The sequence below is a fragment of the Kitasatospora sp. NPDC059408 genome, from assembly GCF_042751525.1.
Lineage (GTDB): Bacteria > Actinomycetota > Actinomycetes > Streptomycetales > Streptomycetaceae > Kitasatospora.
In genome coordinates this window covers 1-5,188 of the sequence record NZ_JBHYWI010000170.1, presented here as the reverse complement: position 1 = coordinate 5,188, position 5,188 = coordinate 1, and the positions used below count along the sequence as shown (strand labels likewise).

General features: G+C 69.2%; 2 protein-coding genes and 1 pseudogene. 2 read left to right on the top strand and 1 reads right to left on the bottom strand.

The features are described 5' to 3' along the window. Positions 1 to 285 precede the first annotated feature (285 nt). On the bottom strand, positions 286 to 1,284 hold the full coding sequence (locus tag ACFXDE_RS43635) for a LysR family transcriptional regulator (RefSeq protein ID WP_380499766.1): 999 nt from the start codon (positions 1,282 to 1,284) through the stop codon (positions 286 to 288). A gap of 1,217 nt (positions 1,285 to 2,501) precedes the next feature. On the opposite strand from ACFXDE_RS43635, the gene ACFXDE_RS43630 reads away from it, so the two are divergent. Then, positions 2,502 to 3,455, top strand: a complete 954-nt coding sequence (locus tag ACFXDE_RS43630) for a zinc-binding alcohol dehydrogenase family protein (RefSeq protein ID WP_380499765.1) — start codon at positions 2,502 to 2,504, stop codon at positions 3,453 to 3,455. A 327-nt stretch (positions 3,456 to 3,782) separates the two neighbouring features. Beyond that, a pseudogene (locus ACFXDE_RS43625) lies at positions 3,783 to 5,090 on the top strand (acyclic terpene utilization AtuA family protein); the annotation flags it as partial. Positions 5,091 to 5,188 lie beyond the last annotated feature (98 nt).

The window sequence follows — 5,188 nt, the reverse complement described above, 5'->3', positions numbered from 1 at the left end:
CCCTTCCCCCTCCCGCTTTTATCGGGTTGGGTGTCTCGCGCGTTCTCATGGGGGGGCGGGGGGGGGGGGGGGGGGGGGGCGCCCCCCCCCCCCCGCCCGACCTCCGCGCTCGGTTCAGCATCCGGCGCAGTCCGGCGTGCAGAGCCGCACAGTCCTCCGACGGCAGGGCGATCAGACGTGTGCGCGTGAAGTCCGTCGAGGAGGAAGCGGCGAGGTCAGATGATGATGACCTCAACTATTTTGGCTCGCGGCGTCCAGGGCGCGATGCAGGTGGTTCCTGTGCGGTCAGGTCCAGCGACGGCCGTGCTCGAGGAGCCTGCTGTGAGCGGCCGACATCTGGGAACGTGTGACGTCTCCCTCCCGTGTGGCGAGGTACGTGGTGGTGATCGGCGGTACCTCGGGTTTGAGCAGGGGGACCAGCGCGCCTTGGGCGACATCGTCGGCACAGAGATAGGTGGGAAGTACGGCGATGCCGACCGATGCCTTGACGGCGGCGAGTACGGCCCGTTGATCGGGAACCACCACATCGGGTGCCGCGGGCACTTCGGCGTGGAAGACCGACCACCAGTAGTGGTCGATGAGCGGCAAGGACTCGGCGCAGGCGATCAGGTGACGGCCCCCGAGGATGTGCGGAGCCTTGCGGGCGAGATGCTTCTCGGGGATCGTCCGCGCGACGTCGGGATGGGCGACCAGGCTCCACTCCTCGTCGTAGAGGGGTAGCGCGCTGATCCCCGTCACGCGGGGGCGCGTCCGGGCAACAACGATGTCGAGCTCGCCCGCGGTCAGCTGGGAAAGCAACGCGTCGGACAGCGCGGGAGTCGTGCGTAACTGCACACTGTCCAGGAGTAGATCGGCGAGCAGGGGCAGGATCCGGTCGCTGATCAGGTCACCGGGAGCACCGATCCGGATCCTGCCGGGCGGGCCACCGCTACTGGAATAGCGCTGCAACACGAAGTTGAGGGCATCGACTGGGCCCTCGGCGTCATGCGCAAGGGAATCGGCGGCCGGCGTGGGTTTGGACCCGGTGGCCTGACGCACGAACAGACGCGTCCCGACCCTCTCCTCCAGCAGCCGGATCTGATGCGTGACCGCAGGCTGCGAGATGTGCAGTTTCCGGGCCGCACCCCCGAAGGATCCCGTCCGGTAGACCTCCACGAAGGTACGGAGCCAGCCCGGGTTGAGCGGCTCCGTCTCCTCTCTGTGCACCTGCGCCTGTGCACGTTGCCGCGAGTGAGATGTCGTGTCTGTTGTGAGTACGCGTGGGGAAGACATGCGGATCTCCATGAAGTCAGCAGGTCGGTCGTGGTGTGGGGAGAAGGGAGCCGTGTCGTTCGGTGTCCTCCCGCCCGATGGCGAGCCGCCGCGCTGCGGGCCGGGCACGGAGAGGAAGCAGTCCGAGGGCGGGGGAACGAGAAGCCGCACAGGCTCCACTGCTCCGCGGCTACGACAAGGAGGCTGCACGCCTGGGAAGCCGGGGGCCGTGTCTCCAGAAGAGGATCGATTCCCCAGGCCCAGGCGGCAAGGCGTGCTGTGTCGGCGAGGTCGAGATCGTAGGCGTCGGCCGTTGGCCGAGTGGCGAAGCGGACCTAGAAGTCGACGGGGTGCACGCCGGGTGAGGGGCGGCAAGAGGACGGACATGACGAGGAGCCACAGGAGGACCCTGTTCGGCAGGCGGCGACTTGCTTTCGCGGCCGGGCGGAACCATTCGGTCACCATCGCGTGCGTGGTCGAGACGGTCGGCACGATGAAGGAGCGACCCGGCAGCGCGCCGAGCGCGTGGTTCCTCGGATCGCGCCTGAAGGCGTGGGCGAGTGGCGTGGTTGCCTCGGATGCGCACCTCAGTGCCGCAGGAAGCGTTCGAGCCGGCTGACGAGATCACCCATGCCGGGCGGCACCGAGGCCGGAAAGGAGCTTCTCTCGTGCGAGGAGGCGGTGGAGACGGGGATTCCGACAGGGCATTCGACAGGGAACGCCGGTGACGAAGGTTGAGACTCTGTATCAGGTCTCCCCATTTTCTCCTTATATGATGGCCCTTCAATGCTCCCCGTTTCCCCGTCCATAGCACTGTTCGTACTGCCCATGGTCTAACAGGAGCGTCCTTCTCGAAAGGTCCTGTCTCGGCCACATGGCCGATTGAACCCATTGCCCGGTACTGTCCGTTCAGTCGGCAAAACTTACGAGTTGGGTGCAGAGCAACGCCTGGGTTCTGCCGGTCGCTCCACGTTTGGGGTAGCCGCCGCTGAGGTGGTTCTCCACGGTCCTCTCGGAGGCGTTGAGCCTGCGAACGATGTGCCGATTCCCAGTCCACCGGTCGGTGTACGTTCTCGGTAGTGAGGTTCCCCCGAGGTGCGGAAGGTTGCCGGAGACAGGAGTTGTACCCTGACCCTGGCATGACGGCGCCCTGTCAGAGGCGGCCCGCTGCGGGAGAGACAGTTGGCGGTGTGGGGACGTCGGACTCATGAGATCTGTGACCGTGGTGGGAGAGACTGGTTATGCGTGCCATGTGGTACGAGCGGTTCGGCGGCCCCGAGGTCCTCGTGGAGGCCGATGTGCCGACCCCTGTGGCAGGGCCGGGCGAGACCCTGGTCCAAGTGGACGCCGCAGGCGTCAATTTCGGCGACATCAAGCAGATCGCGGGCGAGCACACTGACGGCCCATACGCTCCTCAAGGCCCGTTGCCACGTGTTCCGGGCATGGAGGTGGTGGGCCGGACGGCTGCTGGACGACGAGTCCTCGGCTATGTGCGGCAGGGCGGTTACGCCGCACAGGCGGTCGTCGCCGACCGCGACCTGATCGCCTTGCCGGAGAATGTGAGCGAGGGTAAAGCGCTAGCCGTTCTCGTGCAGGGGCTGACGGCATGGCATCTGCTGCGGTCGGTCGCGCGCATCAGACCCGGGGAGAGCGTGGTGGTCCATGCCGCCGCGGGCGGGACGGGCAGCCTCGTCGTCCAGTTGGCCCGAGAGTTCGGAGCAGGGCGAATCATCGCCACGGCGTCGTCCGACGACAAACGAGCCTTCGCTCTCGAAGCCGGCGCGGACGCGGCGATCGACGGTGACGCGGAGGGGTACCGGGAACGGATCCTCGACGCCAATCACGGACGCCCGGTCGACATCATCCTGGACGCTGTCGGAGGCTCCGTCCTCGACAGCGCCCTGGACACGCTCGGATACCTCGGCCGACTGGTCACCTACGGCGCCTCGTCCCGGCAGCCGGCCTCCGCGATCCCTCCGAGCCGACTCGCGGTGGACAGCATCACCGTCGCCGGCTTCTGGCTCGTCCCGCTCCTCGCCAGGGATGGCGCCGGCAGCGTGGCACTGGCGGAGCTGCTCGACCTCACGGCACGGAGTCGCCTACGGCCCCTGGTCGGAGCGGAATACGACCTGTCCCGGGCCCGCGATGCGCACGAGAACCTACTCGGGCGCCGATCGAAGGGCAAACTCGTTCTCCGCCCGTGAGTGGACGGGTTCTGAACGGGCCCGGCTGCCGGCACCAGCCCGAAGGTCCAGTGCCCCTGGGCCGCGGAGCGCGACCAGCGCACCAGGCAGCAGCGGCGTCGCCCGCCGCGCCGCCCGGTGATCGACCTGGACGCCCCCCGCGCCCGCCGGGCTGACCCCGCCGCGAACCAACTACGACTTCCCGTCACACCGGGAGCCTGCGCCCGGTCGATCGGGCAAGGTTAAAAACAAGCAGGCGTGATTGCTTTTTTCTCCGGCCGGTGCCACGCTGCTGCCCGGCGGTGGCCGTCGGGCGGCCGTCAACTCACCGGCAGAGGAGGCGCATTGGTGCGCGCGCGTGCGGGTTTGCGGATCGGGAACGCCTCGGGGTTCTACGGCGACCGGTTCGCGGCGGTCCGGGAGATGCTCACCGGCGGGCCGCTGGACGTGCTGACCGGGGACTACCTGGCGGAGCTGACGATGCTCATCCTGGCCAGGGACCGCCTGAAGGACCCGTCGCTGGGGTACGCGCGGACGTTCCTGCGGCAGATGGAGGAGTGCCTGGGCCTCGCCCGCGAGCGCGGGGTGCGGATCGTCGTCAACGCGGGCGGGCTCAACCCGGCCCGGCTCGCGGGCGAACTGCGCAAGCTGGCCCTGCGGTACGGGATCGCCGCCGCCGTGGCCCACGTCGAGGGCGACGACCTGCTCCCGCGTATCGCCGAACTCGGGCTGCCCGATGGACTGTTGGCCGCCAATGCCTACCTCGGCGGGTTCGGGATCGCGGCCTGCCTGGCCGAGGGCGCGGACGTCGTCGTCACCGGCCGGGTCACCGACGCGGCCCTGGTGGCCGGCCCGGCGATCGCCCACTTCGGCTGGACCCCGGCCGACCTGGACGCCCTCGCCGGCGCCGTCGTCGCCGGCCACGTCCTGGAGTGCGGAGCACAGGCCACCGGCGGGAACTACGCGTTCTTCCGGGAGCACGACGTGACGAGGCCCGGCTTCCCGATCGCCGAGCTGCACGCCGACGGCTCCAGCGTGATCACCAAGCACCCGGGCACCGGCGGCGCCGTCACCACCGGTACCGTCACGGCCCAACTCCTGTACGAGACCACGGGTTCGCGCTACCTCGGGCCGGACGTCACGGCCCGGCTCGACACCGTCCGCCTCACCCAGGAGGGCCCCGACCGGGTCCGCATCGACGGTGTGCGCGGCGAGGCGCCGCCCGCCACGGTCAAGGTGGGCCTCAACAGCCTCGGCGGCCACCGCAACGAGGTCGTGTTCGTCCTTACCGGGCTCGACATCGAGGCCAAGTCGGAGCTGGTGCAGCGGCAGTTGGAGGCGGCCATCCCGCCCGGCCGCCGCCCGGCCGAGCTGACCTGGACCCTCGCCCGCACCGACCACCCGGACGCGCCCACCGAGGAGGGCGCCTCCGCGCTGCTGCGCCTGACCGCCCGGGACCCGGACCCGTCCAAGGTCGGGCGCGAACTCGGCAAGGCCGCCGTCGAGTTGGGCCTCGCCGGCTACCCGGGCTTCCATCTGACCGCGCCTCCCGGCCCGGGCGCACCGTACGGGGTGTTCACCGCCGCGTACGTCGACGCGAAGGCCGTGGAGCACACCGCCGTCCTCCCGGACGGTCGTCACGTGAGCATTTCCCCTGGGCTTGCGTCCTGAACGCTGAAAGGAAGTTGATTGTAGGGAGCTTCTGTAAGCGGTGCTGTACGGATGATGAAGGTATTGGCCCTTCGGAGCCGCCC